We start from the raw sequence: 26,668 nt of genomic DNA, 5'->3' as shown, positions 1-26,668 counted from the left end.
AATCCCGTCATGCGCCGCCTGCTGCGCGTCCCGCCTGCCTATTACGTCTTTGCCGTGCTGCTTGTGGTTCTGTGGATCGCCCGGCCGAACATGCTCAATCTCAACATCATGGGCATATTCGTGCGCCAGATCGTGCCGCTCGGCATTTTGGTGCTCGGCCAGCTTCTGGTGATGCGGGTGCGAAGCATCGACCTGTCGGGCGGCGGGGTCATCCTGCTCATCAACTACACCATCTCGTCCGGCGTCTTTCCTGGCGCCTCGATGGCGTTCTTCATCGTCCTGGCGCTGGCCATCGGGCTGGCCGTGGGGTTCTTCAATGGCCTGATGGTCGGGGTGAGGCGGGTCTCGGCCGTCATCGTCACGCTCGCGGTCCGCATCGTCCTGGTCGGGATCGTACAATACCTGTCGAGCGGCAAGCCGCCCGGCGATGTGCCCGGCATGTTCGCCGACATCTACAACACCAAGCTCGGCCCGGCGCCGACGCCGGTGATCTTCTGGGTGGCGGTTTCGGCCGCGCTGTCGCTGTTCCTGTCGCGCACGGTTTTCGGCCGCTACGTGACGTCGGTCGGCGAGAACGTGCAGGCAGCGCATTTCTCAGGCGTCCCGGTTGCCCGCACCGTGGTGCTCGCGCACACGCTGGCGGGCCTGTTCGCAGGGATTGCCGCGCTGGTCCAGACGGCTTCGATCGCCGTCGGCAGCGTCAGGGTCGGGCTCGACCTGCCGATCCTGGCGGTCGCCGCGACCATTCTTGGCGGCGTCGTTTTCGGCCGTGGGGAAGGCGGCGTCTGGGGGCCGTTCTTCGGCGTGCTGTCGTTCGCGCTGCTGTTCGTGGTGATGACAACCTTCGGCGTCGACGAGCCCGGCAAGCTGATCGCGCAAGGCCTCATCATCCTGCTTGCGGCGATCCTCTACGGCATCAGGCAAAGGTCGAGCTGAGGGCGGGGCAAAGTCCGGGACGGCCAATAGTCAATCGCATAGGGAAATGGATTGGAGACATGACCAAAAGATCGATTTTGTGTTTTGGAGATTCGCTGACCTGGGGCTGGATTCCGGTCGTGGAGGGATCGCCGACGCATCGCTACGCCTATCAAGACCGCTGGACGGGCGTGATGGCCTCGCATCTGGGCGACGGATATCATGTGATCGAGGAAGGTCTGAGCGCCCGCACCACCAGCCTCGACGATCCCAACGATCCGCGCCTCAACGGCAGCGCCTATCTGCCCTCGGCCATCGCCAGCCACCTGCCGCTAGACCTCGTCATCGTCATGCTCGGCACCAATGACACCAAGTCGTTCTTCCGCCGCACGCCCTACGAGATCGCCAACGGCATGGCCAAGCTCGTCGGCCAGATCCTCACCAGCGCCGGCGGCGTCGGCACACCCTATCCGGCCCCGCAGGCGCTGGTGGTCGCGCCGCCGCCGCTGACTCCGATGCCGCATCCCTTCTTCCAGGGCATGTTCGCCGGCGGCCATGAGAAGACGGCGGCGCTCGCGGCTGAATATCGCGCCATGGCCGATTTCACGAAGGTCGATTTCCTCAATGCCGGGGATTTCATCACCACCGACGGCTGCGACGGCATCCACTTCACCGCGCAGAACAATCGCGATCTCGGCAAAGCGATAGCGGACAAGGTCGAGGAGGTCTTCGCGCGCCAACCCGACCGCAAGGTTGCCTGAGAATTCAAGTGTCATCGCGCATCGGCCCCTCCAGACCGATGCGCCGACTGCGGGACCGGCGCGGCACCGCCGGCCCGCAATTTCGGCAGGCTGATCGTGCGGGTCTCGTCCGGCCATGGAAACCATGAACGGACCGATCCATGGAAAAAATGTTCGAGGTGGGGCCTCCGAGAGGCGGATCGTTCCTTCTAAGGCGGGCTAGAGTCTATAAAAATTATAGACATTAGATCCGGCGTCGACTTACCGAGAAAGTGCCACAGCATGCCCAATCCAACCGTTGTCGGTTTCTCTGGAAATTTCACCCGGCCGTCGAAGACACGCGGTTTCGTCGAGCAGGCGGTCAGGGACATCGCGGCCCGCAACAACCTGTCCGCGAGCACCTTTGATATCGAAGACGTTGGCCCTTCGCTCGGCAGCGCCAAATGGGCGCGCGATCTCGATCTGCAGGCCCGCGATATTCTGGACAGGGTCGTCGACGCCGACGTGCTGGTGGTCGGATCGCCGACCTACAAGGGCAGCTACACCGGCCTGTTCAAGCACTTCTTCGACCTGCTCGACCCGGCCTCGCTGAGGGGCAAGCCGGTGCTGCTGCTTGCAACGGGCGGCGGCGAGCGGCATGCCCTGATCGTCGAGCATCAACTGCGGCCGCTGTTCGGCTTCTTCGAGGCTTTGGCGTTGCCGACGGCGGTCTATGCGACGGACAAGGATTTCGCCGACGGCGTGCTGGTGTCCGAAGCGATCCGCAAGCGTCTTGCGCAGGCCGTCGACGAGGCAGGCTATGCGCTTTCCCGCCGCGACGCCGGCCGGCGGATCGCGGCGGAGTAGCCGAAGCACCGGGCGAGATTTTGACGACACGCCACGGAAGGGATCACGGGCGCCCTTCTCGGGATGCCGCCCTTTTTTGCCGCCAAGCGCAGTGTCGTGCCAGATCGCTGCGTCAACCATCGCTTGTCTGGCAATGAGGCTGCTTCAGATTTCCCAGAAGAGTTTGTCTCGCAGATAAGCGCCCAAACCCTCTATCCCTGACTCCGATCCGTAGCCGGATTCGTTTACTCCACGAACTGGCCGGCGGCCGGGTTGCCGACAACGGTCGACCTATCGCCATTCAGGGCCGGCACAGATCTCTCGCTTGCGACCCGGATATGCCGCTTCGCGTCGGTCTATCGGAGAACGGATTGGTGTAGCTGGAGACAGCTGCAGGGAATCGACGCTTCATGACATCAGCCAATATTCTGATCTGCGATTTTGTCGGCCTCCGCTTTGGCGCGGACGGCAATCCCGACCACAGCGAGGTCAAGGCTTACATCGAATCCAAGGGTGGCGTGTTCCACCAGACAGGCGTCGCCAGGGCCGGAGCCCTCGACCGCGGCAGGCTGCATTTCTTCTATCAGCCGCAATTGAGCACGCGCGACGAATTGTTGGCCGAGGCGGGCGAGGGCCGCTACGACGCCGTCATCGCCGCGGCGACCTTCATTCCGGCGGAGGCGAGGTTCCGCCTCGGCGGCGTGCGCATCGGCGCCGGCACCGGCAATATGGGTTCGGCATCGTGGGGTGGGGGCAGCGGCGAGGGTGGCGAAGCGCCGCTCATGAACACGCCGGGCATCAACAGCCGTGCCACCGCGCAAATGGCCATGAAGGCGCTGCTGAAAGTCAGGCCGGACCTGCCCGTGGACAGGCTCAGCGCGCTGGTCGCCGGCGGCCAGTTCGACACGGGAAAAGACCTGCGCCATTACCCGACCGAGAAGCTCGAAGGCAAAAGGCTGGCGGTGATCGGCTATGGCAATATCGGCCGGGAGTTCGCCAGGCTCGGCCAGGCTTTCGGCATGCGGGTTGCCATCCATGCGCGGCCCCGTCACCGCAAATGGATCGAGCTGGAGGGTTTCGACTACGCCGCAACCATGGTGGAGGCGGCGCGTGGCGCCGACGCGCTTTCCGTCCATCTCGGCCTGGGTGCCTTCGACGCCGGCCAGAAAAAATACGCCAACGCCGGATTGATCGCAGACGAGGTGCTTTCCGCCCTCAACCCGGGCGCCGTGCTGATCAATTACGATCGCGGCGAGCTGGTCGACGTTGCCGCGCTGGAGCGCGCGCTGGCGTCGGGGCGCATTTCCCATGCGGCGATCGATGCGGACCTGTTCAATGACGGCGGCACACTTTCGGGACCGATGCTGCCCTATCTCAGGCTGGTCGAAGCCTATGGCCAGCGTCTGGAACTCCTCCCGCATGCAGCGGCCGACACCGACCACCCTTCCCGTGTCGCGGGCGCCAAGCAGGCCGTCGATCAGATCTATGCCGCCATCGTCGAGCATCGCGTCCACAATCTGAAAGGATCGCTGCCTCCAGGTTTTGTCGACATGGGAGCGAAAGTCCCGGCCGGTATCGGCGGCATCGATCCTCGGCATCTGGCGGCGCTGGCCGCCGATCGGGACGTGGCGGCCGACCTCGCCCGATCGAGCGCTCTCGTCGCCGCGTTCTGGGAACAAATCCTGGCTGCGTCCGAGCAAGAACGACCGGTATTGATCGCTTCCGAAGGCGAGGCATTCGCCGAGGCCGCGAACCGCCTCTCCACACTTATGCGCAGGCACCATCTTTCGGGGCCGTTCACTTCGGGAACGATCTGATACCCACCATGCGGCGATTTGCTCGCCAAGCCTTTGAAAAACTTGGTGATCCCGGCAGGAATCGAACCTGTGACCTACAGATTAGGAATTTGTCAGACGGCGTTTCCCAGTGTTTCTCAATTCCGGTCGTTGTACGATTGCGAGGTCTATAACATATTCAAGTTGTTGTTATATTCGTACTGCGAGCCTATGATGGCGTAGACAAACCAACAGATCGACTCTGTTCGAACATCGCGCAATTGCCGTACTAATGCCATACTAATTTCATGACAGACCTTCGACTCGCACTCACCGACCGCGCCATTGCAAGCCTCGAGCCGGCGTCTTCAGGCCAATATTTTGCCCGAGACACCGACTTGCCGGGCTTCATGGTGCTTGTGGGCAAACGGCAAAAGACATTCGTTGTCCAGGGTGAGCGAAGGAAGGCGGGCAAGCGTCTTTCCGTCCGAATGAAGGTTGCCGAAGTCGGAGAACTCACAACGCGCGCGGCACGGGCGAAGGCCAAGGACATTCTCGGGAAGATCGCCAACGGCGTTGACCCTCGCGCGTCATCTCGCAAGCGGGACGGCGAAGCTGCAGCGGTTGATTTGCCTTCGATCGCGAATCCCACGCTGCGCATTGCCTGGGAACGCTACCGTGACGGGCATATGAAGAACAAAGGCCGAAGCGATGGAACGATCAACAACTATCGCGACCACGTTGAGCGTCTGCTGGTCGATTGGCTTGACGAGCCGCTCTCCAAGCTGGGCATTGATCCTTCCCTCGTGACTGTGCGGCACGAAAAACTTACCAAGGAGAACGGCGCCTATATCGCCAATGGGTGCATGCGAACGCTGCGCGCCGTTTACAATCATGCTCGCAAGGCCGCCCGTACACTCCCGGCGGACAACCCGGTCTCAGCCATCGACTGGAATGCCGAACATCGGCGCAACACCGGACTCGGCCTTTCGGATCTCGAAGGATGGTTCACTCAACTCGCGGCATTGAAGAACCCGATTCGGCGGGAGCTCCACCTGTTCATGTTGCTGTCCGGCCATCGCCCTGAAGCAATCAGGAAGGCGCGGGTCGAGCATGTCGACTTTCGTGCACGTGTCCTGCACATACCCAGGCCGAAGGGTGGTGAGGTCAAAGCGTTCGACATACCGCTTTCGAACGCCATGATCCGCTGCCTCGTTCGTGTGATGCGCATTGGTCGAGCTCTTTATGGCGAGCAATCGCGGGAATGGCTCTTCCCGGCCGACAGCGAAAGCGGTCACGTCATCGAGCACAAGGAGAAGCGCGATGACCTGGCGAAATGGGGCAATGACCTGCGACAGACTTTCCGCACGATCGCCCAAGCCGCAGGGGTCGCGGAGCTGGATGTTCACCTTCTGATGAACCACTCGATCCCGGGCGTGAACGCAGGTTACATCACACGCAACAAGCTGCTGAGCGATCACCTGCGCCAGCAGCAGGAGGCTATCTCACGTCGGATGCTCGAAGCTGGGCGTCCGAGAAAGAATGGAACGGAGCGTCGTACTACTGCTTGGCCCACGCTTCCAAGCAGGCGCCTGCTTTCTGAACTGATAAGCAGCAAGGTTTAGCGCTTCAGTACGTTTCCGCATTCCCCTGGACAGGGTAATGGCTGCTTTGCGCCTCATCTTGGTCGTAGGAATTCAGCTTTGCTGTTGCCGGAAGCAGACATCGCCCGGCCCCACTTTTGCCCGCTCTCAGCTAGGTAGGTATTCTCGGCTCCAACTTTCGCTGATTACGCCCGTGGCAAGCAGGCCCTCGATCTTCTCCGCATTGTAGCCAAGTGACATCAGTACTCTGCGCGTCGACGCGCCGTACTTCTCCGCCGGCGGCAAGGCGTAGACCTTTCCGATCGCCGGGCGGATCGCGTAGGGATCAAGCTGTGTCACGACATGGCCGCTCGGATGATCGTGATGGACCGAGAATGAATAGCTGCCGTTGCCTGTTCCAGGAGCGTCATCCGCTGACCGCGAATTCCTTGACCTGATCGTCTCGATGTCCTCGCAAATGGCGGCGCCGATATCGGCCGCCCTGAGACGAGTAAGCCATGTCTGCGCGGCGGCTTTCGTCAGCGCTCCCGTAAGGTAGTGCACGCGGTCTTCTCTTGGCGCCCGCGCTACCCCCTCCAGCCCCTCCACTTTCGCGAAGCGCGGGATATCCGCCTCCGAAGCACTTAGCAGAAGGCTTTGGCCAGCCGCTGTGTTGTAGACATGGGTGAGGGCGTCATTGCCCCTGACCTGAGGCCCGGCCGCTTCGTTGAAGGGTTGACGTCCCTGGTAGTCGTAGCAGAACGGCATCTGCGCGAGACCGCTCAATGCGGAAAGCGAGGTCCGCGCCCGCCCGACCCGTCCTGTTCTGGACTTTTGATAGAGGGCCGCGCCAATGCCCAGCGCTGCGCCGAACCCGCACATCACGTCGATCGTGCCTACATGGGCGTGCTCCTCTGGCGTTTCCATGGAGCCGCCAAACCGCAGCATGATGCCGGTCGTCGCCTGCACCAGGTCGTCATAGCCGAGATAGTCGGTGCGCGGTCCGCGACGCACGCCGCCGAAGCAGTCGAGCTGGCAAAAGATGGCGTCGGGATTGAGCGCCTTGAGACCGTCGGGATCGAGCCCTTTCTCCTTGACCTGACGCTCGGTCGCGTTCCAGACGATGACATCGACCGACTTGACCAGCGCCTCGAAGACAGCACGACCGTCCGGCGAACCGATGTCGGCAAGCACCGAGCGTTTGCCGCGCATATGGGTCATCCCGAAGATGGCCGTGTTCCAACAGTCGTAGAGCGGTTTCGCCGGATCGATCTTGATCACCTCCGCCCCGAAACGGGCGAGATAGGAAACGGAATGCGGGCCGGCGATGACGTTGCAGAGGTCGAGCACGCGCACGCCATCCAGCCATCCCGCCTGTTTGTCGGTGGACCGGGCAGAAGACCGTTTTGCCGGAAATACGGACAGGGCGTCGATTGCTTCGTTGAACCCGGCCCAACGCCGTGGTGCCGGGCTCAGCATCGCCTCGCCGCTTTCCTCCAGCCAGGCCATCGGGCCGGGCTGGATCATGCGTCCGTATACCGGATCGTCGACCTCGATCATCAGGCCAGCGCATTCGGCGTGATCGTCGCTGATCCATTCCTGCAGCCAGCGCTGTGGCGCGCCGGGAAACTGGCCTTTGCCGAAGATGCGCTCCCATTCCTTGGCGGTCCGGGTCAGGAAAACCGTCTTCATCCGTGCCGCGATCTTGTCGGCCCAGTATTTCGGCAAGGGGTAGACGCCAAGCGAGACGTCGGACGTCCATTCGCTGACAGGCAGATAGGTGTCGTCCTCCTCCCGCAATCCTTCGGCCACGAGTTCATCGTAGAGGCCGAGAGCCTGCAGGCAGCGTTTGGCGTGATTTTTGTGGCTCGGGCAGACCACATAGAACATGCGCCCATCCTTGCATTTGTAACTGCGATAGAACGGGTCGAGCAGCTCCTGAAGCGCCTCATAAGAGACGTCCATCGGCAAGCCTTCGTCGCGCCGCCGTTCGATCTCGCTTTCCCGCTGGGTCTTGTAGCGACGTGGGTAGTCATCGATCTTGATCGAATTGTAGGTAAGCCCTTCCATGACCGCGCAGGCGAGCGGCACCTCGATGTGGTCGCCAGTCCCGGTGCATTCACGCGCCTGAAGCGCCAGCACGGTCGCCGACGCTGCCAGCATCGTGCCATAGGCTGAGGCGAGCGGGAGCGGCGAAAAGGACGGGTTGACGCCCATCAGCACCCGGTTGAGGCCCATGTCGGTGAAAACGCCCGAGGATGCGGCAATGACGGATTCGAAGGCGCGCCAATCGCGGCGAAGCCGATCGTTGGAGGCAAAGCCGGGGATCGAGGCGGTGATCAACTCCGGCCGCTCCCGGCGGAGCTCCGTGAAATCGATGCCGAGGCGACTGAGCACCCCCGGGCGGAAGTTCTCGACGACGATATCGGCTTGCTCGACCAGCGCACGCGCCTGTGCCAGGCCTTCCCTGGTCTTCAGATCGATGCCGACGATCAGCTTGTTTCGGTTGAGCGTGGCATTGGCGGGGCTATCCCAGAGGGGTCCAGATGGCGGGTCGACATGCACAACGGTCGCGCCGAGATCGCCAAGGATCATCGCCACGGCCGGTCCGGCGATGTACTGGCCGAAATCGACGACCTTGATGCCGTGAAGCGGAAGGGTTGAGCGCTGCATCTGTTTCACTTCGCCGATTGGTTAGGAGGGGCTGGAGGTCGTTGTCATGCAAGCCGTCGTGCCTCCTGAAGGATCAGGCGCGCCGCCTTTTCGGCGATCATAAGGGTTGGTGCATTGGTGTTTCCGCTGGTGATGCTTGGCATGATGCCTGCGTCCACGACGCGCAAACCATCCATGCCCCTGACGCACAGATGACTGTCGACGACGGCCATCGGGTCGTCGTCGCGTCCCATTTTCGTCGTTCCGACCGGATGGAAGATGGTGTTGGCGATATCGCCCGCCAGCTTTGCCAATTCCGCGTCGTTCTGGAACTCGACGCCCGGCTTCCATTCGACAGGTTGATACTTTGCAAGTGCCGGCTGCGATACAATGGTGCGAATCTGCCGGATGCTGTCGGCGGCGATAATCCGGTCTTCCTCGGTGCTGAGATAGTTCGGCGCGATCGCCGGGGCGTCGATGGCACGCCTGGAGCGCACCCGTACGCTGCCACGGCTGGTGGGATTGAGATTGCAGACACTGACGGTGATTGCCGGCACCGCGTGCAGAGGTTCGCCAAACGCGTCGAGGCTGAGCGGCTGCACATGATACTCCAGGTTGGCGTGCGCTAGGTGCTTGTCGGACCGCGTGAAGGCGCCGAGTTGAGACGGCGACATGCTCATCGGCCCACTGCGTCGCAAAGCATACTCGAGACCGATCTTGGCCTTGCCGATAAGGCTGTTGGCCAGAGTGTTGAGGGTTTTGGCCCCATTGACCCTGAACACCGCCCGGATTTGCAGATGGTCCTGCAGGTTTTCGCCGACACCCGGCAGGTCCAGCTCCACGACGATCCCATGCTCTTGCAACAAAGCGGCCGGGCCGATGCCGGACAACTGCAGAATCTGCGGCGAGCCGATCGCGCCGGCCGAGAGGATGACCTCACCATCGGCACGCACCGTCACCTCCCGGCCGCCGCGACGCAGGACGACACCCACGCAGCGCTTTTGCCCTTGTGGTCCCGGCTCGATCCGCAGCCTTTCAACCTGGGCCTCGGTCCAGACGACGAGATTGGGCCGGTTGCGGGCCGGACGCAGAAATGCCTTGGATGTGTTCCACCGCCATCCAGATTTCTGATTGACTTCGAAATACCCCACGCCTTCGTTATCGCCGCTGTTGAAATCGGTTGATCGCGGAATGCCTGCCTCGACGGCGGCTTCAGCGAAGGCCTCCAGGATCTCCCAGCTCAGGCGCTGTTTCTCAATCCGCCACTCGCCGCCATGCCCATGCATGTCGGAGAAGCGGCTGTTGTCGCCAGTGCGTGGATCCGCGCCTTCGTCGAGCCGGTAATGATCTTCATGGGCCTTGAAGTCGGGCAGAACATTTTTCCATGACCAGGCGTCGTCGTTTGTCTGCGCCGCCCAGTTGGCATAATCGCGCGCTTGCCCTCGCATATAGATCATGCCGTTGATCGAGGAGCAGCCACCAAGCGTCTTGCCGCGGGGATAACGCAGGGACCGCCCGTTCAATCCAGCGTCAGGCTCGGTCTTGTAGAGCCAATCCGTTCGGGGATTGCCAATGCAGTAGAGATAGCCCACCGGGATGTGAATCCAGGGATAGTTATCCTTCTTGCCGGCTTCCAGCAAAAGAACGCGCTTCGACGGGTCGCGGCTCAGCCGGTTGGCAAGCAGGCAACCCGCGGAACCGGCGCCGACGACGACATAGTCGAACGTATGATCGGTTTGCGAGGGAACACGAGAAATCATTGACGCACAGCTCCGATCCGGCAGCACAATGTTTGTCGCGGGGCCTTATTAGGCCGGATCGACTGGAGCTTCATTCTCAGACTCCTCCCCTAAGTCCCGACAACGAATAATGCTGGACGATGGGGAAAATCCAATGACAAATGGCCCGCCAATTATAAGCGGGATTAATATGCAGCTTCCGCTCGACCTGAGAACGCTGAAAGCCTTTGTCACGGTTGCCCGGGAGGGAAACGTGACCCGTGCCGCCGAGCAGCTGCATCTCACGCAACCCGCGATCAGCCTGCAACTGAGGCGGCTGGCGCAAGACACCGGCGTCACGCTTTTCCGCCGCACCGCTACGGGGCTGGAACTCACGCGCGACGGCGCACTGCTTGCCGCAAAGGCCGAGCAGGTGCTCGCCTCGCTCATGGACTTCGGCCAGACCGCTCGGCACCTGACCACGCAGCTTCGAGGCAAGCTGAGGATCGGCACCGTCATCGATCCTGAATTCACCCGGCTGGGCGCCTTTCTGAAGGCACTGGTCGAAGGCGGACCTGGAATTGAAACGGAGCTACGCCACGGCATGAGCGGCGAGGTGCCGGAGATGCTGAAGCGAGACGAACTGGACGTCGGTTTCTTTCTCGGCGACATCAAGGATTTTGACGCCGGTGCCGGCGTGGCCGTCGAAGGTCAGGAACAGCTCTTTAACGTCAAGGACCTGGCACGGCTGACCTATCGTGTTGTCGGACCACCGTCCCTTGCCGGCGTGGTCCGTGGCCAGGACTGGACGAGCCTTGCCACTCTGCCGTGGATCGGCACGCCTTACGCCTCGGTTCACAACCGGCTTTTGACGCGCCTGTTCGCCGAGCTCGGCGTGCGGCAAAACGTGGTTGCCTCGGTCGACCAGGAAGCATCCATGTTGGCAATGGTGCGCACCGGCGTCGGTCTCAGCCTCTGCCGCGAATCCATCGCCCTTCATGAACAACAGGCCAATGGACTTGTCATCGCCGACCGCGTCAAAGTGGAGACGGCGCTTAGCTTCGTTTGCCTGAACGCGCGTGCTCTCGATCCAAGCATCGCCCACGCCTTCGATGCCATCCACCGGGTGTGGGGATAGGCGGCAACATTCGAAAGAGTGTGCCGTCGAAATTGCCGTCCAGTATTGCACCAACCCATGCAAGAGTTTCGCGTCTGATTGGGTCAGATCGGACAGAGCTTACGCCGGGCTGAATGTCGCTCAGCTAGATCTGAAACCAGAAGCGGCCAATCCGTTTCTGGCCCCAGAGCTTCAGCACCTCAATCGTTTTCCTCTTCGGCCAATCAAGGCGCGATCGTGCACTTTTTGACTGGCAATCGACAGCAAGCTGCGCGGGTGCGATCTGGTCAAGATTGGCGATGTCGTTGCAGGTGCAGACGTACGGACGCGAGCCATGGTGGTGCAGCAGAAGACCGGCCGACCAGTCCAATTCGAATTGACCTCCGATGTGCGCTCCAGCCTGTTGGAGTGGCTCGAACGCCGAGGCGGGACTTTGCCGACTATGTGTTGCCGAGCCGAATTGACCATTCATACCATATGAGCACTCGGCAGTATGCCCGGCTAGTCGACGAGTCGGTCATTGCCATTGGCCTGGGCCCGGCGGAGTACGGCACGCATTCGCTTCGACGAACAAAGACGGCGATGATCTACCGGGCAACCGGCAACATCCGCGCGATACAAATACTTCTCGGACACACGAAGATAGAAAACACGGTCAGGTACCTCGGCGTTGACGTCGAGGACGCTTTGCTCCTCGCGGAGCGCACGGAAATCTGAAGTCGGAGCGGTCGTTCGGTCGTTTCGGACGACCGTTTTCGATATCGCAATCGCGCTGCGGCTGCGCTATTGGGTGGAAAGCGCCGATCTGGCGGACTAGCCTTGGCGACCATGCTGGAACCGCTGGGATTGAACCTATGGATTGCGGATGGCGGAATCGTCTCGTTCAAAGGATTCGATTATCCGACACGCATGGCCGCAGTGCGCCTTGCCGATGGGGGATTGTGGTTGTGGTCGCCGATCGAAAGGACGGCTGCGATCGAGGCCGAGATTCGAGCGCTGGGGCCTGTTCGGCATATAGTCAGCCCCAATAAGCTGCACTATCTGTTTCTAGGCGAGTGGAAGGCCGCATTTCCGGGCGCGAGTTTATGGGCAACGGCTGCGACAATCGCCAAGTGCAAGGAACTCCACTTTTCCAGAGCTCTGTCCGACGAGCCGCCAGCCGAATGGAAAGGACAGATCGACCAGTTCTATTTCACCAATTCGCTATTCCTGGACGAACTGATCTTCTTGCACCGGGCATCGCGCACCGCCATCATCGCCGACCTCTCACAGACCTTCAGCGAGACGTTCTTGAAACGCCATTGGCCTTGGTGGATGAGGCCAATCGCAAAACTTTCGAAAATGGTCGAAGGCTGGGGCTATCCGCCGATCGACTATCGGATCAGTTTCCGCAACCGCGCAACCGCGCGCCCAAAGATTCGTGAGTTGATCGGAAAGCATCCTGAGCACGTCGTCGTGGCGCATGGTGAGGTTGTCAGGACGGGTGGCGAAGCCTTTTTGCGGCGTGCCTTTTCATGGCTGCTCCAGTAGTCCAACGTCGGCAATTGGACGACGATTGGCAGCGATCCGCAAAGACAGTCGTGTTCCGGCCCCGCTGCCACCGTTCTGCTTTGCGCCTCATGGCGGCCATTGACGCAACTTTGCCTCCGCCCGGAAGCCGACATCGTAGGTGACAATCCTGGAGGTCGCGGTCGCGCCAAGGAAGCAGTCATTCACTGCGCTGCTCGCTAGCGGGCGTTTGTTCTAGGCTCGATTTTCCCTCATCCTGGGGCACCGACATCGCAAGCGTGGGCGATGTTCGGAAGGTAGTCCTGGCAGAAGTCCAGATAGGTCCTGACGATGGTGGATGGGTGGCGATGAGGCGGATAGACCAGATTGATCGACCACTCCGGCAAAGGGTACTGCGTCAGCAACGGCACCAGACGCTTCTCCCGGATGGGCGCGGCCGCCAGGAACGGCGGCAGTTCCGTCACCACGTCGCCGCCGAGCGCGCGGCTGCACAGATGGTGATAATCGTTGGTGGACAGAACCGCCTGAGGCTCGACCACATGGCTGCCCAACTCCCAGCGCACCCCGACATCGACGCGCGACGCCCATACCGCGCAGGAGAAGCGATGAAGCGCTTCGGGCTCGGCCGGCATGCCGAAGCGCTCCACCAACTTCGGGCTGGCGACAAGAATGTTGCGATACGACAGCACGTGTCGCGCCACCATCGCCTCGTGAACGATCGCACCCACACGAAGGGCGACGTCGATGCCGTCCTCAACCAGGTCCATGCGACGCTCGGTTGAGTAGACGTAAACCTGAACACCCGGGTATCTGCGCTGGAACGCGGCGATCAGATCCCACCATGGCTGAAACGTCTGGGGCAGCGACAGGCGCAGGCGCCCTTTCAGCCGTGCCTGATCGCTGACCACGGCCTGCTCGGCTTCCAGCAATGCCTCGATCCCGCGGTTGGCCTGCTCGTACAGCCTTGCCCCGGCATCGGTCAATTTCGTGCCGCGCGCCGAGCGCTCCAGCAATTGCGAGCTGAGCTGCCGCTCGAGCTCACCGATTCGGCGGCTCAGCGTCGGAAGCGGCATTCCGAGGCGGCTTGCCGCCGTAGAGAGGCTGCCGGCCCTGACAACCGCGACTTGGCTGCCATGTCGCTGGCGATGGCAAGTTCAGTCGCGTGGGCACAAACGACCGCCACACCTGCCAGTCCCGTCACCGTCGACAACTACAATCGCGCTCAGACCGACGTTAATTTTGCCGGGGTGGTCAAGAATGGCGGCTTTGGAAAATTCCGGCATGGGCGCGAGCTTGCTCCGCCTGTGCAGCAGGGCATCGTTCGTCCCAATCGCGACACCTTGTATTCATTTGCGATCGTCGACCTCGACGCCGGCCCGGTGACGATCGCGCTGCCGGACGCCGGCAAGCGCTTTGCCGGACGCGACTACATCGTCGGCACCGACTATTCGATCGTCGATATGTCGGCTTGGGGCTGGATCGACCGCGCCTCGCGCGTGATGAAGCGTGAGGAAGAGCCGCTGGCGGCATTCCCGAACATCAAGCGCTGGTTCGAGAAGATCGACGCCCGTCCGGCGGTCGCCCGCGCCCGCGCCGTCGGCACGGATCACGAATTCAAGAAGGTGAACGACGAGGAGACGAAGCGGGCGCTGTTTCCGTCCAATTTCCCGGAGGCGGCGCAATGGGCCGCCCGACCGGCAGCGCAGTCGTGAGGGCCTGGAGGTGAAGACCATGAAGCTGGAAGGCAAGAAGGTTCTCCTCACTGGAGGCTCGAGCGGCATCGGCCTTGCCACAGCGCAAGCGCTGTTGGCAAAAGGCGCGCAAGTGGTAATTTCGGGGCGGCGACAAGATGCGCTGGCGGAGGCTGTCTCCCGGCTCGGGAGCTTTGGCAAGGTCGATTCGGTCGCCGCCGACGTATCGACGGAGGAAGGCCGTGCCGCAACCCTTTCGGCCGCGACGGCCACGCTTGGCGGCCTCGACATCCTGATCAACAATGCCGGCGGTGTGCGGGCTGGACGGCTCGAGGACACATCGGAGGCCGAGATCCGGGCTATGGTCGAGGTCGATCTCGTGGCACCGATCCTCCTGACGCGGGCCGCCCTTCCGGCCTTGCGGGCAAGCGGAGACGGGCTGGTCGTCAATGTCACCTCCGGCATAGCTTTGGTCGGCACGCCCTTCTACGCCACCTATGCGGCGGTGAAAGCCGGGCTTGCCCGTTTCGGCGAAGCCCTGCGGCGGGAACTGAAAGGCGAGGGCGTGCATATGTTGACCGTCTATCCGAGCGGGACCGACACGCCGATGATGAAGTCGAACCGCGCCGGGCCCGACCTTGGCTTCAGCCGAGAGCAGGCCTCGTCCGTGGCAGACGCGATTGTCGCGGGCATAGAGGCGGACGCCTTCGAGGTGATCCGCGGCGGCGAGGCGCGGTCAAGGATGATCGCGCTCAACCGGGAGGACCCGGCGCCGATCGATCAGCGCTTCCTCGACCTTAAACCGGCGCTCGCCGAGGCCGTGCGGGATCATTCGGCGCTCTGATCAGGAAGAGACGGTCGAGCGTCATCGTTATGGCAATGCAGCCCGTAGGGAGAAGGATCATGACCGGCGTATCGCTCTTTGTTGAACTGAAGGCAAAGTCTGGAAAAGAAGAAGAGGTCGCGGCATTCCTGGCGGGTGCGCGAGATCTTGCCGTGGCCGAGGCTGGAACAATCGCCTGGTTTGCGGTCCGATTAGATACCGATACTTTTGCGATCTTCGACACATTCAATGACGAGACCGGCCGCAAGCTCATCTCGCTGGACCGATTGCCGCCGCGCTGATGGCTAAGGCCAGCGAACTACTTGCCGCGCCGCCTCAAATCCGCGGAGCAGACGTTCTCGCTGCAAAGCTGCCGGCTTAGACAGTGTCGACGGCGAGGACACCTGGCATGCAAGGCGCGCGACCCGGAGGCAGCCGCGTCGGCGATGCAGGCGCATCTGGCGTCGCCCCTGCGGGTCTGGCCTTTACTACCGGTATTAAGCCGGATGCTACCGAGAACGGAAATCCGCCAAGCGTGAGACTTTTGGTCTTCCCGCGTTGCGGAGGGATGCCTCGTTTCCCTTCGATGGCAGGCCGATTTCCATCATTGAACAAGTCCAATCAGCGAACGCATCAGCGTTGCTCTCGCTGAAGCCAGATGCGCCCGGCAGGCACGCTCAATTCGCTCGGGGTCGCGGCTTTCGAGCGCATCGATATAAGCGAGATGCTCGATGATCGCTGCCTGGTTGCGCTGCTTTTCATCCTGCTTGTTCCACTGATAGTGGTAGTGAAAAATGAAGCTGATGATGTCGTAGAAATCGTCGATGAAGCGGTTCGACGACGCCTGGTTTATAAGCCGATGAAACCGGTTGTCGAGACCGGAAAAGTCGTGAAAGCGGCTTTCAATCCCAGTCAGCAGTTCGGTATGCGCGGTCTTGACCGCTGCGAGCTTGCCCCACAGGGGAGACGTGTCGGGCTGTCGTGAAAACAGCTGCGCCGAACGCAGTTCGAACATCACCCGGATCTCGAACAGTTCAAGGGCAAAGTCTTCCGTAAAGCCCTTGAAGAGCCATCCCGTGTTCGGCCTTTTCTCGATCAGCCCAAACCGGCTGAAGCGAATAAGGAACTCTCTGATACCGTTGGTTGCGACACCGAACTGCCGCGCGAGTTCGAGTTCGTTGATGCTGGTGCCGGGTCTCGTGTCACCCCGCAGCATCCACTCCATGAATTGCTGTTCGACATGGTTGGTGCGCGGCGTGGTTTCGGCGTCGGGATAGTAGTCGCTATCCCCGACTGCACGGGCTGCCATCCTGACGCCGCTGCGCTCTGCTATAAGGTTGCGATGGGCAAGTTCTCTCAGGACCTTTCGTACGGTCGTGCGGCTGACGCCCATTCGACGTCTTAGCTCATTCTCGGACGGAAGTTCCCCGGCCAATTGTCCATCTCGCAGCATATTGGCGGCGCGGTTGAAAGCCTTCTTGTAGACAGTATCGGTCCGCATCGAATCTTCCCTTGGCAATACCCTTGTCCTTTCTTAGCATGACCTTTATCCATAAAAAACAACTTGACCACATCGTGTCGGTTGTTTTTTATCGATAAGAAGAACCTGAGATAGGTATCAGTTTTGACGACGACGCTCGCACGAGTTTCGGCGGGGAGGGGGGATTTGCCTGAAACGGGAAACACCAGCACGGCTGTAGGTGAAGCCTCGCAGCCGGCGTCGAAGAAGAGGGAAGCCATGCCTGGCCTGGCGCTCGGCCTGGCGCTGCTCAGCGCTGGCCCGGTCATCATACTGCTGCTTCTGATCGCCGTTCTGAGTTTCCTGTCACCCTATTTCCTGACAGGGCGCAACCTCAGCAACATTCTCGCACAAACCGCTGTCATCTCCGTCGTTGCAATGGGGCAGCATCTCGTCATTCTGACGCGCGGCATCGATCTCTCCGTCGGCTCGAACGTGGCGTTGGCTTCCGTCGTAGGCGCGCTCAGCTTTCACGCCGGCGGTCCCGCCATCGTGGTGATTGCGGTGATGGTTGGCTGTGGCGCGGCGGTCGGCGCCATCAACGGGCTCTTCTACGTCTTCGGCCGGTTGCCGCATCCCTTCATCATCACGCTGGCGACATTAAGCATCGCCAAGGGACTAGCGCTGCAACTGGCTGACGGCCGCGCCATTCCTGGCATGCCGGATTCGATCGACGCGCTTGGTCGCGAGGCGGTCTGGGGTCTGCCTGGATCGGTTTTTGTGGTTGCGGGCATTGCCGCGCTGCTTTTCGTCATGGCTAAAACGATGGTCTGGGGACGCTGGATTTATGCCGTCGGCGGCCGGCCCGACGCCGCCGTGCGCATGGGCATTCCAGTGTCCAGTGTCCTGGTTTCGGTCTATGTGATCTCAGGGCTCTGCGCCGGCATCGGCGCGGTCATCCTGGCCGGCCGCACCGACGCCGGATCGCCCTTGTTCGGCAATCTGCTTGAGCTGGATTCGATCGCCGCGGTGATCATTGGCGGTGCCAGTTTTCTCGGCGGCCGCGGCCACCTCGGCCATGCCTTGATCGGCGCCATCATGATTGGCGTCATTCGCAACGCGCTTAACCTGCTCAACGTCAATGTCTTTTTCCAACTCATCGTCATCGGCGTGGTCATCGTCATCGCGGTGGAGTCCGACGTGCTGCGCAACTATCTCGAAGGGCGTGTGCGTGTCATGCAGGCCGGGAGACAGTTATGAGCGCCGTCGCGGCCAGCGTCGATCATGCCGCCGGCCATCCTGTGCTGGCGGTGCGTGGCGCGACCAAGCGTTTCGGCTCGGTTGTGGCGCTGGACGATGTCAGCATCGAGGTTCGGCGCTGCGAGATCCTCGGGCTTCTCGGCGACAACGGCGCCGGCAAGTCGACGCTCACCAAGTGCATTAGCGGCGTCCATCAGCTCGACGCGGGCGCCATCGTTCTCGACGGTGTGCAAACACAAATCCGCTCGCCGGCGGATGCGCGTTTTGCCGGCATCGAAACCGTCTACCAAGACCTGGCGCTGTTCGACAATCTGACACCCGGACAGAATTTCTTCGCAGGTCGCGAGTTGGCCGGCCCGCAATGGCTTCCGCGCGGGATGCGATTTCTTCAGCAGCGCAAGATGGACGCCGAAACCCGTGTTCTGCTCGCAAACCTCAAGGTGACGTTGCCGCGCTTGGACGCCGTCGTCGCCATGATGTCGGGTGGTCAAAGACAAGCCATCGCCGTGGCCCGGTCGACGGTATTTGCCCGCAAGGTCGTGATCCTGGACGAGCCGACCGCCGCGCTTGGCCTGCGTGAATCGCGGCAGGTGCTCAACCTGGTCGCCGCCCTGCGCGACCAAGGCAATGCCGTCATCCTGATCACCCACAATATGGAGCATGTCGTCGAGCTTGCCGATCGCGCCGTGGTGCTTCGCCAAGGCCGCAAAGTTGGTGAACTCGTGCCGACCAAGGACAACAAGCAGGAGCTGGTTTCCATGATCGTTGGAGCCTGATCCGTTCGAAATTTGGGGGCCGTCCCGGTCCGCAAATACCGGAAGCGACTTCCGCCGGAAGACGCCTCAAATTCCAAGGGAGGAATGGAATGCCAATGAACCGAAAACTGTTCGCAGGGCTGGCGATCGCCGTTGCGTTTGCGATGCCCGCTTCTGCCGCCGACAAGATCAAGGTCGGCCTGATTACGAAGTTCCCGGTGCCGTTCTACTCGACCATGGAGGACGCCGCCAAGAAGTACGCGGCCGCCCATCCCGAGATCGAACTGGTCACCGGCCAGGGCCAGGCAGCGACCGACATCGAGGGTCAGATCGCTCTGATCGAATCCATGATCACGCAAGGCGTAAAGGGTCTGGCCATCACTCCGGTCGACCCGACCGTTGCGCCGGCTCTCGACAAGGCTGTGGCCGCCGGCATCAAGGTGGTGCTCGTCGACAACAGCATCCCGAACTGGAAGGGCGCGACGGCGCTGGTTTCGACCAACAATCTCAACGGCGGCAAGATCGCCGGTGAGTATCTCAAGACCGTGCTCAAGAGCGGCGACAAGATCGGCATCCTGCAAGGTGTTCCTGGAGTGCCTGCGCTGGACGACCGGATCACCGGCATGATGGAAGGTCTCGGCGACGTCAAGGTCGACGTTGTCGGCAAGGGTGCAACCAACTGCACGCTGGAACTTGGCACGTCAGTGACCGAAGACATCCTGACCGCCAATCCCGATCTCAAGGCGATCTATTCGGCCTGTGGCCCGCCCATCCCGGGAGCCGTCAAATCGATCAGCAATGCCGGCATTGCCAACGACAAGATCATCCTGGTCGGCTTCGACGCCTGCTGTGGCGAGATCGAAGCGATCAAGTCCGGCGCGGAAGATGCCAGCGTTGCACAATTTCCGGCAAAAATGGGCGAACTTGGCATCGACACTGTCGTGAAGGCGATCCGCGGCGAGACCGTCGAAGCCAATGTGGACACCGGGGCCGGCCTTGTGACGCTCGAGAACGTCAAGGACTTCGAATGATCCACCAGGGGTCCGGCGTATTACACCGCGGGACCCCTTCCTGTTGCGTTGAATGACGTCGTCAGCCAAGGGATGAAATTGCGTTCATGGCCCCCACCATCAAGATCGTCCGTTGCGCGGAGCCCGGCAGGCTGCTGTTCGAGGAACGGCCTGGGCCGGGCAGTCCGCCAGAAGGCTGGGCACTGGTCAACGTCGCCCATGTAGGCATCTGTGGGACCGACTATCACATCTTTGAAGGCAAACATCCCTACCTGGCCTATCCGCGTGTCATGGGCCATGAGGCTTCGGGAATGATTGCGGCAATCAATGCGCCAGGGGACATCGCGGTTGGAGAGCAAGTTCTCATCAATCCCTATCTTGCGTGCGGAAAGTGTTCCGCCTGTCGCCAGGGCAAGCCGAACTGCTGCGTCGCCATCGAGGTGCTTGGCGTCCACCGCGACGGCGCCATGAGTGAGCAGATTCTGGTTCCGGCGCAGAACCTGATCCCGGCGACCGGCCTGTCGCCAGTCGAGGCTGCCACGGTCGAATTTCTGGCCATCGGTGCTCATGCGGTCCGCAGATCCATGGCCGGTCCGGGCGTTCGCACCCTGGTTATAGGCGCCGGGCCGATCGGCCTCGGCACCGCGCTTTTTGCGCGGATTGCACAACAGAGCGTGACCGTCATGGACGTCGATGCCGAGCGGCTGGCTTTTGCGGCAGAGCAAGGCTTCCTGGTGATCGACGGCTTGAAGGGATCGATCGTCGAGACGATAGCGGAGCGAACCGCCAACACAGGTTTCGATGTCGTCTTCGATGCTACCGGAAACAGCCGTTCGATGCAGTCTGCCTTTGCCTATGTTGCCCATGGTGGCGTCATGGTGATGGTCAGCATCGTACAGGACGACATAACCTTCTCCGATCCGGAGTTCCACAAACGGGAAATGATGCTGATCGGCAGCCGCAACGCGACGCACAGCGATTTCCAGCACGTCATTGCCTCGATCCGCGCTGGAAAAATACCAATCGATCAGCTCGTCACCCACCGTACGACCCTGCGTGATAGCCCCCGCGACATCGCAGTATGGGCGCGGCAGAAGTCGGGTCTGATCAAGGCCGTTATCGACGTGGCGGGATCTGGCTGACTTGCCCGGACACGATGATGATATCGCACGGCCGGCGGATTGTCCCACCGACGGTCCGGTGAATGCCCTGCGCCTCGAGCTTTCATCAGGGCGATAAAGAACGGAGAATTGATGACCAAAGAAATCATCACGCCCATCTTCCAGTTCGGCACGAGCCGCTTCCTGCAGGCGCACGCAGCCCTGTTCGTTCACGAGGCGCTGCCGGCAGATGACGCGGTCGGCCCGATCACCGTCGTCGCGATCAGCGGATCGGTCTCCGGCCGAGCCCGGTTGCAGGCGCTTGCCCGCGATGAGGGCTATCCGGTTGTCGTCCGCGGGCTGGAGAGGGGCGAGCGCGTCGAGCATGAAATAGCTGTGAAGAGCATACGGCGCGCGCTCGATGCCGAAGGTGACTGGCCACTGTTGGCCAAGCTGTTTGCGGAACAGGCGGAATTCGTTGTTTCGAACACGACGGAGGCGGGCCTCACCATTCCATCCGATCTGGTCGTCGACCTTACCCACGCCCGCGGCCCGGCACCGGCGGGATATCCGGCAAAATTGCTCGTGTTGCTTGCGCATCGATTTGCAGTTTCGGCTAAGCTCGTCGTAATGCTTCCAACCGAACTGGTTCCGCGCAATGGCGACACACTCAAGGACGCGTTGATCGCTTTGGCCAGGCGAAGCGGCGCCTCCGACGCCCTTTTGTCTTTCATCGCCGATGATTGCGTCTTTGCCAACTCGCTTGTCGACCGCATCGTCTCGTCGGCCATCGAGCCTGCGGGAGCGATCGCGGAGCCATACGCATTGTGGGCGATTGAAAAGCAAGCCCGGCTGAGGCTGCCTTGTCGTCATCCCGCGATCGCGCTTGTCGAGGACCTTGAGCACATCGAGAGACTGAAGCTACACATCTTGAACCTTGGCCACACGGTGCTCGCACAATGCTGGATGACCGATGGGCTGAGACCCGACCTGACGGTGGGCGAAATTTTGCAACTCGATCGATATCGAAACTTGCTGACAGAAGTCTATGGTTCCGAGGTCATTCCTGGCTTCAAGGCGCGGGGACTTGAGCAGGAAGCGACCGCATACGTCGGTACCACGATTGAGCGGTTCGACAACCCCTTTCTTGATCATCGTCTGAGCGACATTGCCGCCGGTCATCCGACCAAGGTTCAACGGCGTATCGGCGGCTTTCTTCAATGGGTGCCGGAGGAGCGTCGTAGGCAGTCGCCATCTCTCGAGGGGGTTCTCGCGGCTGTCCATTGAGAATACCGACCGCAAGATCGGCGTTCGGCAATTGCATCTGTGCCACCGTCTGGGGGAGGGTGCGGCGAACAACAGCCGAGACCAGGATTAGCCCGGCCGTCATATTGGCTCGTGCAATCGAGCGGTCAGAAATCGGAAGGAACAAGCCAATGGATCTGTTCAAACTGGATGGCGACGTCGCACTGGTCACCGGCGCTGGCAGTGGTATCGGCCAGGCCATCGCGATCGGCCTTGCCGAGGCCGGCGCCGACGTCGCTTGCTTCGGTCATTCGTCGAAGGGTGGGCTCGAGGCGACGGCGGGCAGGATCACCAGCTCGGTCGCAAGGCGCTGGCGATAACCGGCTCGGTGACGTCGGAAGCCGATCTTGCCGTGGCCATCGAGCGTATCGAAAATGAACTCGGCGCACTTACCGTTGCCGTCAACAATGCGGGCATTGGCGGCGCGCATGCTGCCGAGACCTTACCGCTGGCAAAGTGGGAAGAGCTTTACGGCATCAACGTTGGCGGTGTCTTCTTGTCCTGCCAGGCCGAGGCTCGCGTGATGCTGCCGCGCCGCAAGGGATCGATCATCAACGTGGCCTCGATGTCCGGCTCAATCGTCAACCGCGGCCTCCTCCAGGCGCACTACAATTCATCCAAGGCAGCGGTCATTCACATGACGAAGAGTCTGGCGATGGAGTGGTCGAACCGCGGATTGCGGCTCAATGTGCTCAGCCCTGGCCACACACTCACCCCTATGAACCGCAGGCCCGAAGTGGCCGAGCAAGTGAAGGACTTCGAGCGGGATACGCCTTTGGGTCGCCTGGTGTTACCCGAGGAGATGATAGGCCCGGCGGTGTTCCTGGCCAGTCGAGCTGCGTCTTTCGTAACGGGCATCGATCTCATCGTGGATGGCGGTTTCGTCTGCTGGTAGCCGTGGCAAGGCATGCAATGACGGGGCCAAAAACGGCGGTACGACGATCCCTTTCTTTCAGGCCTACGCAATCTCGCGCCGGGAGGCGCAATGCTGTCGTGCAACGACGAAAATGCGGGTTCAGGGAAAGCGAATTGTCGCCCCTGAGTGCCCTGCTCTTCGCCGAGGCGATAGAGGAAGCCGGCTTCCCGGCCGGTGTCTTCGACCTCGTTAATGGTGACGGTCCAGGGGCGGTTGCGGGGCTCGCGTCCCATCCGGATGTCGACATGATCTCCAGTGCTGGCTCTACCCGTGCCGGCATCGCGGTGGCCCATGCAGCAGCGCCCACCCCTGGCGTGTCGCGCAGGAGCTCGGCGGCAAGTCGCCGAACGTGATCCTGCCGGACGTCGATCTCGATCGCGCCGTTTCTCTGGACTAGCTGCCGCCTTCCGCATTCTAGACCAGTCATGCAGTGCGTCGACCCGCATGATTGCGCCGGGCGCGCCGCTTTCCTGCCAATCAAGCCTCGCCATGTAAGGGCCGCGCCAATCGGCTAAGAGTTTCCGGCATCGGCGCAGTCCTGAATATCCGGGTTGAGTTTGCTAGATTTTCACAGGGTTGTGTATTCACCGAGAGAGAAGGCAGCGTGCCCGGTCACATTTTTAACACAAATCGATATGAGTGTCGTTATACCATTACGCCCGCCGAAATTGCGCTTCAATCACCGTCCGTGGAGATCAAAGGAATGCGTTCCATCCCCTTTCTGGCCGCCCTTCTCGTTGCGGCGCCGCTGCTGACCGGCACCGTTGCCCGGGCTGAAGATAAGATGAACATCGTGGCAGCCGAGAATTTTTATGGCGATCTCGCCCGCCAGATCGGCGGCAGCCATGTCGCGGTCACCAGCATCCTGTCCAATCCCGAGGATGATCCGCATCTGTTCGAGACCAGCCCGTCGACGGCGCGCACCATCGCCGATGCCAAGATTATCATCTACAATGGCGCTGACTACGATCCGTGGATGGACAAGCTCCTGTCGGCATCGGCCAAGGCGGACCGCACGACCATCGTCGCCGCCGACCTGATCGGCAAGAAGCCGGGCGACAATCCGCATCTTTGGTACAACCCGGAGACGCTGCCCGCAATCGCCAAGGAGCTCACCGCCGATCTTTCGAAGCGCGATCCCGCCAACGCGGTGCATTATGAAGCCAATCTGAAGAAGTTTCAGTCGTCGCTGGATGCGATCGATAAGGAGATCGCCGACGTTAAGAAGACCTATGCCGGCACCGAGGTGACTGCTACCGAGCCGGTCTTCGGTTATATGGCAGAAGCACTAGGTCTCAAAATGCTGAATTACGACTTCCAGGTGGCATTGATGAACGACGCCGAGCCGAGCCCGACCCAGGTGGCGGCTTTCGAGAAAAGCCTGAAGGACGGTTCGGCAAAGATCCTGTTCTACAATTCGCAAGTGACGGACGAGGCGACGACAAGGCTGCTTGACATTGCTAAGCAGAACAAGGTCACTGTCATTGGCGTGACCGAGACGGAGCCGGCCGGCCAGACGATCCAGTCCTGGTTCGGCGGTCAGATCGACGCGGTCCAGAAGGCGCTCGCAGCCCGCACGCAATGAGCGCCGTCGCATTCGAGCAGGTCACGCTTACCTACGGGGGACGCCGGGTTCTTTCCGACGTCTCCTTCTCCATTCCGCAAGGCGCGTTTGTCGGCCTGCTCGGCGCCAATGGCGCCGGCAAGACGACGATGCTGCGCGCCATACTCGGGCTGATCAAGCCGGCCGGCGGCGCCATCTCGGTGCTCGGTAAACCGCCGACGCGCGGCAATCCCGCGATTGGTTACATGCCGCAAGCGCGACGCGCCCTGACCCATATGGGGATCAGCGGGCTGGACTTCGTCCTTAGCGCAGCGGGCGGGCATCGCTGGGGCTGGCCGGTCCCGTCGGCCGCCGAGAAGGAAGCCGCCTGGAAGGCGCTTGAGGAGGTCGGGGCAACTGACCTCGCTCGGCGTCCGCTGGCCGAGCTTTCCGGCGGCGAGCGTCAGCGCATCCTGATCGCCCAGTCGCTGATCGGCGATCCGCAACTGCTACTGCTCGACGAGCCGTTGATCAGCCTCGACGCAGCGCATCAGCGCACCATCATCGACCTCGTGCATGAGATCGGCGACCGTCTCGGCATCGCTGTGCTGTTCTGCTCGCACGAGATCAATCCGCTGCTGCGCGCCGTCGATCGCGTGCTTTATCTCGGCAACGGCCAGGCCGCGATCGGCAGCGTCGATGAGGTCATCAGCGGGCCGGTGCTGTCGAAACTCTACGGCACGCATATCAATGTGGTGCGGGTCGCCGGGCGCATCTTCGTCATGGCCGACGATGTGGAACTGGAAAGCGGCGCACATGTCCACGATCTTTGACTATGAATTCATGCGCAATGCATTCTATGCCTGCACGATCGTCGGCATCGTCGCCGGCGCGGTCGGCTATTTCCTCGTCCTCAGGGGCCAGACCTTCGCCGGCCACGCGCTCGCCCATGTCGGTTTTCCCGGCGCCACCGGCGCCGGCCTGATCGGCCTGTCGCCGTTCTTCGGCTTGACCGTGTTCACCGTCGTCGCCGGAATCGGCATCGGCCTGCTCGGCGAGCGCGCGCATCGCGACGTTGCGATCGGCATCGTGCTGACGCTGTCGCTCGGCCTTGGCCTGCTGTTCCTGCATTTCTACACCGCCTTCGCCTCGCAGGCGACGAATGTGCTGTTCGGCAATGTGCTGGGCATCAGCATCCGCACCGTCGTCGTCCTTGCGATGCTGGCCGTGGCTATCCTCGTCGCGCTGGTGACGATCGCCCGGCCGCTGCTCTTCGCCAGCCTGCAGCCGGAACTCGCCGAAGCACGGGGCGTGCCGCTCAACCTCGTCTCGACCCTGTTCATGATCCTCGTCGCCGTCGCCACGGCGGAAGCGGTGCAGATCGTTGGCGTGCTGCTCGTCTTCGCGCTGATGGTGGCGCCCGCGGCAACCGCGCTGAGGCTGACGCGCGGCGTTCTCGCCGGCATCATCGCCTCGATCGCGCTCGCCGTGGTCATCGCCTGGATCAGCCTGTCGCTCGCCTTCCTGACGGACTGGCCAACGAGCTTCTGGATCACGGCGCTGGGCGCTGCCGCCTATGTCATCAGCGGCTTCGCCGGAGGCATCGTACCGCGCGGTGGATTTCGCACTGCGAAGTTGTAGGGAGAAGAACCCACCGGGTGGATGGGCCTGAAAATTGATCGCGATATAAGGATCTCGGGGCGGCCTCAATCATCGAATGGTGCGATCGGTCGGGCGACCGTAGCCGGCCAGCTTCTCAGCGGCACCTATCGACAGGATAGGAGCAAAATGAGAAACCTGCCAAGCCGATCGCGAAACATAATCGACAACTCTTTGGCGCTGTTCGGAATTCTGGGGCCGGCAGGTGCCTTGATTGCCGCAATCCTGCACAATTTGAGCACGCTTTTGGTGTTGGGACATGCCGGCCATCCGTTGCGATTCGACGAACCTCTGCGAACTATCCCGCAACAGA

At 61.6% G+C, this 26,668-nt stretch carries 21 protein-coding genes and 5 pseudogenes; 21 read left to right on the top strand and 5 right to left on the bottom strand.

What is annotated here, in order from left to right; all coding sequences use genetic code 11:
• The first annotated feature begins 9 nt into the window (after nucleotides 1-9).
• The 5 genes from LB572_RS20940 (at nucleotide 10) to LB572_RS20920 (ending at nucleotide 5,880) form a co-directional block, all read left to right on the top strand.
• Complete coding sequence (locus tag LB572_RS20940; RefSeq protein WP_263498205.1) at nucleotides 10-936, top strand: ABC transporter permease; 927 nt, start codon at nucleotides 10-12, stop codon at nucleotides 934-936.
• Between the two features lie 59 nt (nucleotides 937-995).
• The gene (locus tag LB572_RS20935; RefSeq protein WP_140810269.1) at nucleotides 996-1,676 is read left to right on the top strand and encodes an SGNH/GDSL hydrolase family protein; all 681 of its coding nucleotides are present in this window, start codon (nucleotides 996-998) and stop codon (nucleotides 1,674-1,676) included.
• Nucleotides 1,677-1,937: 261 nt separating this feature from the next.
• Nucleotides 1,938-2,501 carry an FMN reductase gene (gene msuE / locus LB572_RS20930; RefSeq protein ID WP_224669035.1) on the top strand — a complete coding sequence of 188 codons (564 nt, stop codon included), beginning with the start codon at nucleotides 1,938-1,940 and terminating at the stop codon, nucleotides 2,499-2,501.
• A gap of 389 nt (nucleotides 2,502-2,890) precedes the next feature.
• Nucleotides 2,891-4,297, top strand: a complete 1,407-nt coding sequence (locus LB572_RS20925) for an NAD(P)-dependent oxidoreductase (RefSeq protein WP_224669034.1) — start codon at nucleotides 2,891-2,893, stop codon at nucleotides 4,295-4,297.
• A gap of 266 nt (nucleotides 4,298-4,563) precedes the next feature.
• Complete coding sequence (locus LB572_RS20920; protein ID WP_224669033.1) at nucleotides 4,564-5,880, top strand: tyrosine-type recombinase/integrase; 1,317 nt, start codon at nucleotides 4,564-4,566, stop codon at nucleotides 5,878-5,880.
• Between the two features lie 126 nt (nucleotides 5,881-6,006).
• On the opposite strand, the gene LB572_RS20915 is transcribed toward LB572_RS20920, so the two are convergent.
• On the bottom strand, nucleotides 6,007-8,511 hold the full coding sequence (locus LB572_RS20915; RefSeq protein ID WP_224669032.1) for a CoA transferase: 2,505 nt from the start codon (nucleotides 8,509-8,511) through the stop codon (nucleotides 6,007-6,009).
• Nucleotides 8,512-8,555: 44 nt separating this feature from the next.
• Nucleotides 8,556-10,250, bottom strand: coding sequence for a GMC family oxidoreductase (locus LB572_RS20910; RefSeq protein WP_224669031.1), 1,695 nt, complete (start codon nucleotides 10,248-10,250; stop codon nucleotides 8,556-8,558).
• A 133-nt stretch (nucleotides 10,251-10,383) separates the two neighbouring features.
• Here LB572_RS20910 and LB572_RS20905 point away from each other — a divergent pair, with 133 nt between their 5' ends.
• The 3 genes and pseudogenes from LB572_RS20905 to LB572_RS20890 all read left to right on the top strand — a co-directional run bounded on the left by LB572_RS20905 (nucleotide 10,384) and on the right by LB572_RS20890 (nucleotide 12,855).
• Complete coding sequence (locus tag LB572_RS20905; protein ID WP_224669030.1) at nucleotides 10,384-11,346, top strand: LysR family transcriptional regulator; 963 nt, start codon at nucleotides 10,384-10,386, stop codon at nucleotides 11,344-11,346.
• Nucleotides 11,347-11,495: 149 nt separating this feature from the next.
• Nucleotides 11,496-12,042: pseudogene (locus LB572_RS34750) on the top strand (tyrosine-type recombinase/integrase).
• 111 nt (nucleotides 12,043-12,153) lie between these two features.
• Nucleotides 12,154-12,855 carry a DUF4336 domain-containing protein gene (locus LB572_RS20890; protein WP_224669054.1) on the top strand — a complete coding sequence of 234 codons (702 nt, stop codon included), beginning with the start codon at nucleotides 12,154-12,156 and terminating at the stop codon, nucleotides 12,853-12,855.
• A gap of 230 nt (nucleotides 12,856-13,085) precedes the next feature.
• Here LB572_RS20890 and LB572_RS20885 read toward each other — a convergent pair whose 3' ends face one another.
• Both LB572_RS20885 and LB572_RS34455 read right to left on the bottom strand, forming a co-directional pair.
• On the bottom strand, nucleotides 13,086-13,742 hold the full coding sequence (locus tag LB572_RS20885; protein ID WP_318014057.1) for a substrate binding domain-containing protein: 657 nt from the start codon (nucleotides 13,740-13,742) through the stop codon (nucleotides 13,086-13,088).
• A gap of 72 nt (nucleotides 13,743-13,814) precedes the next feature.
• Nucleotides 13,815-13,946 (bottom strand): annotated as a pseudogene (locus LB572_RS34455) (helix-turn-helix domain-containing protein); the annotation flags it as partial.
• A 33-nt stretch (nucleotides 13,947-13,979) separates the two neighbouring features.
• Between LB572_RS34455 and LB572_RS20880 the strand changes: the two are divergent.
• The 3 genes and pseudogenes from LB572_RS20880 (at nucleotide 13,980) to LB572_RS20870 (ending at nucleotide 15,730) form a co-directional block, all read left to right on the top strand.
• Nucleotides 13,980-14,546 (top strand): DUF1254 domain-containing protein, encoded by a 567-nt coding sequence (locus tag LB572_RS20880; RefSeq protein WP_224669026.1) that lies wholly within the window; start codon nucleotides 13,980-13,982, stop codon nucleotides 14,544-14,546.
• A 19-nt stretch (nucleotides 14,547-14,565) separates the two neighbouring features.
• Complete coding sequence (locus tag LB572_RS20875; protein WP_224669025.1) at nucleotides 14,566-15,369, top strand: SDR family NAD(P)-dependent oxidoreductase; 804 nt, start codon at nucleotides 14,566-14,568, stop codon at nucleotides 15,367-15,369.
• A 59-nt stretch (nucleotides 15,370-15,428) separates the two neighbouring features.
• Nucleotides 15,429-15,730: pseudogene (locus LB572_RS20870) on the top strand (putative quinol monooxygenase).
• A gap of 222 nt (nucleotides 15,731-15,952) precedes the next feature.
• Here LB572_RS20870 and LB572_RS20865 read toward each other — a convergent pair.
• Complete coding sequence (locus tag LB572_RS20865; protein ID WP_224669024.1) at nucleotides 15,953-16,849, bottom strand: GntR family transcriptional regulator; 897 nt, start codon at nucleotides 16,847-16,849, stop codon at nucleotides 15,953-15,955.
• 165 nt (nucleotides 16,850-17,014) lie between these two features.
• On the opposite strand from LB572_RS20865, the gene LB572_RS20860 reads away from it, so the two are divergent.
• From LB572_RS20860 to LB572_RS20815, 10 genes and pseudogenes are all read left to right on the top strand, one after another.
• Nucleotides 17,015-18,067 (top strand): ABC transporter permease, encoded by a 1,053-nt coding sequence (locus LB572_RS20860; protein ID WP_224669023.1) that lies wholly within the window; start codon nucleotides 17,015-17,017, stop codon nucleotides 18,065-18,067.
• Nucleotides 18,064-18,843, top strand: coding sequence for an ATP-binding cassette domain-containing protein (locus tag LB572_RS20855; RefSeq protein WP_224669022.1), 780 nt, complete (start codon nucleotides 18,064-18,066; stop codon nucleotides 18,841-18,843). Before LB572_RS20860 ends, LB572_RS20855 begins: the two co-directional genes overlap by 4 nt.
• 143 nt (nucleotides 18,844-18,986) lie before the next feature.
• Nucleotides 18,987-19,853, top strand: coding sequence for a sugar ABC transporter substrate-binding protein (locus tag LB572_RS20850; RefSeq protein ID WP_412033579.1), 867 nt, complete (start codon nucleotides 18,987-18,989; stop codon nucleotides 19,851-19,853).
• A gap of 98 nt (nucleotides 19,854-19,951) precedes the next feature.
• Nucleotides 19,952-20,974 (top strand): zinc-binding alcohol dehydrogenase family protein, encoded by a 1,023-nt coding sequence (locus LB572_RS20845; protein ID WP_224669053.1) that lies wholly within the window; start codon nucleotides 19,952-19,954, stop codon nucleotides 20,972-20,974.
• Between the two features lie 111 nt (nucleotides 20,975-21,085).
• Nucleotides 21,086-22,219, top strand: coding sequence for a mannitol dehydrogenase family protein (locus LB572_RS20840; RefSeq protein WP_224669020.1), 1,134 nt, complete (start codon nucleotides 21,086-21,088; stop codon nucleotides 22,217-22,219).
• Between the two features lie 149 nt (nucleotides 22,220-22,368).
• Nucleotides 22,369-23,132 (top strand): annotated as a pseudogene (locus LB572_RS20835) (SDR family oxidoreductase).
• A gap of 122 nt (nucleotides 23,133-23,254) precedes the next feature.
• A pseudogene (locus LB572_RS20830) lies at nucleotides 23,255-23,642 on the top strand (aldehyde dehydrogenase family protein); the annotation flags it as partial.
• A 214-nt stretch (nucleotides 23,643-23,856) separates the two neighbouring features.
• Complete coding sequence (locus tag LB572_RS20825; RefSeq protein ID WP_224669019.1) at nucleotides 23,857-24,738, top strand: metal ABC transporter solute-binding protein, Zn/Mn family; 882 nt, start codon at nucleotides 23,857-23,859, stop codon at nucleotides 24,736-24,738.
• Nucleotides 24,735-25,529, top strand: coding sequence for a metal ABC transporter ATP-binding protein (locus LB572_RS20820; protein ID WP_224669018.1), 795 nt, complete (start codon nucleotides 24,735-24,737; stop codon nucleotides 25,527-25,529). The genes LB572_RS20825 and LB572_RS20820 overlap by 4 nt, the downstream gene beginning before the upstream one ends.
• Nucleotides 25,513-26,337, top strand: coding sequence for a metal ABC transporter permease (locus tag LB572_RS20815; RefSeq protein ID WP_224669017.1), 825 nt, complete (start codon nucleotides 25,513-25,515; stop codon nucleotides 26,335-26,337). Before LB572_RS20820 ends, LB572_RS20815 begins: the two co-directional genes overlap by 17 nt.
• The last annotated feature ends 331 nt before the right edge of the window (nucleotides 26,338-26,668 follow it).

This window comes from Mesorhizobium sp. BH1-1-5, assembly GCF_020165615.1.
Classification (GTDB): Bacteria; Pseudomonadota; Alphaproteobacteria; order Rhizobiales; family Rhizobiaceae; genus Mesorhizobium.
Note: the sequence above shows the minus strand (reverse complement) of the source record. Positions and strands in the feature narration are given on the sequence as shown.